The sequence below is a fragment of the Parapedobacter defluvii genome (assembly GCF_014642075.1).
GTDB classification, from domain to species: domain Bacteria; phylum Bacteroidota; class Bacteroidia; order Sphingobacteriales; family Sphingobacteriaceae; genus Parapedobacter; species Parapedobacter defluvii.
The window spans coordinates 1-1,767 of record NZ_BMIK01000048.1 but is presented as its reverse complement, the minus strand read 5'-3'; the positions used below and the strand labels follow the sequence as shown (position 1 = coordinate 1,767).

General features: G+C 53.7%; 1 protein-coding gene. It reads left to right on the top strand.

Features of this window, described 5'->3' with window-relative positions; genetic code table 11:
* The coding region (locus IEX60_RS24660) for a glycosyl hydrolase (RefSeq protein WP_262892339.1) at window positions 1–1,509 on the top strand (1,509 nt) is incomplete at its 5' end.
* Window positions 1,510–1,767: the final 258 nt, after the last annotated feature.

Here is a 1,767-nt window from a genome sequence, read left to right as displayed (position 1 = left end):
AGAAAAGTATCAGCCGAATCATTTACGGCTGCGGGAAATACCTTCGGCCGGTATCCGGCGATGTTTAAACAGCGCGGCGACCGGTTTTTTGCCGAAGGGATCAACAACACGTTGCTCCACGTATATATTCTTCAACCGTATGAAGATAAAAAGCCTGGGGTGAACGCCTGGTTTGGCAATGAGTTCAACCGCTTCAACACGTGGTACTACGATATGGATCTCTTCGTGGATTACCTGAAGCGCAGCAATTTCCTGCTGCAGCAGGGGCGGTATGTGGCCGATGTCGCCTATTTCATCGGTGAGGACGCACCCAAGATGACCGGCATACAGGATCCGCCGTTGCCCAAAGGTTATTCGTTCGACTACATCAATGCAGAGGTGATTTTGAACCGTATTTCCATGAAGGACGGCCGGTTTACATTGCCGGATGGCCTTTCGTACCGGGTGCTGGTGTTACCGCAACTGGAGACGGTACGGCCGGAAGTGCTGCGGAAGATCGAGCAGCTGGTAAAGGATGGGGGCATTGTGCTGGGACCCAGGCCGCTGCGTTCGCCCAGCCTGGCCGACTATGGCAAGGCCGATGAGGAAGTCCGGGCGCTGGCGGATAAGCTGTGGGGCGATGGGAAGGACACCCAGCAGAAAGAGCACGTTTACGGCAAGGGGCTGGTGTTGCAGGGAATGACCCTTCAGGAGGCATTGAAGCGGGCAGATGTACTGCCGGACGTGCAGCTCGCGGAATCGGATCCGGTGGTCTTCTTGCACCGGGAGTTATCCGATGGAGACATTTATTTTGTATCCAACCAAAGCGACGGAAAGATCCAGGTAAATCCGACTTTCCGTATTTCGGGTAAACAGCCGGAACTTTGGGATGCCGTTCACGGAACGATGCGGGACCTGCCGGAGTTTGACGATACGGGCAGTGGAACCACCGTCCCGCTGGAACTGGATAGCTACGAAAGTGCCTTTATCGTATTCCGGAAAAAGGCCAGCGGCACGTCATCCGATGCAACTAAGAATTTTCCGGTACCTGAATGGGTCATACCACTGGAGGGAGCCTGGCAGGTCGAATTCACACGACCGGATTCGACAGGCTTTACCCTACAGATGGATACCCTCGCTGACTGGTCTTTGTCGGCCGACACTGCTGTGGCACATTTCTCCGGTGAGGCCTGGTATCGCAAGGAATTGCCATCGGTTGCTGTATCGGAGGGTGCACGGATTTATGTGAACCTGGGATCGCTGGTTGCATTGGCGAAAGTGAAGGTCAACGGCCAGGATGTGGGAGGGGTTTGGACACCGCCTTACCGGCTGGATATCACCTCCGCTTGGAAGGAAGGCAATAATACGATCGAAGTAAAGGTTGTCAATACCTGGGCGAACCGGCTGATCGGTGATCAAAAGCTGCCTCCCGAAAAGCGCTCCGCATGGACACTTGTAAACCCTTATACGGCGAACAGCCCCTTGCATCCTGCCGGATTGACGGGGCCGGTTACACTTGAAATTTTTTAGACAGGCTAGACGGAGGAGGCGAGATCATCTAACATCGTATTTGCTGGAAGAGGGCTACTTGTCGTGCTGGCCAAGGGCAGTGTGACGTGGAATTAGCGGATAATCCTAGGTGAGTTTACCTTCATAAGCAATTGGGAACAGGATGATAAACAAAAGCAAGAAAGCACTTTACACATTGATCGCTGTCGCCGTTGTGTCGGCATTGACCGGTTGTGATTCCATCCGGTCCGGGAAAGGCGACTGGAAAACTATTGAACA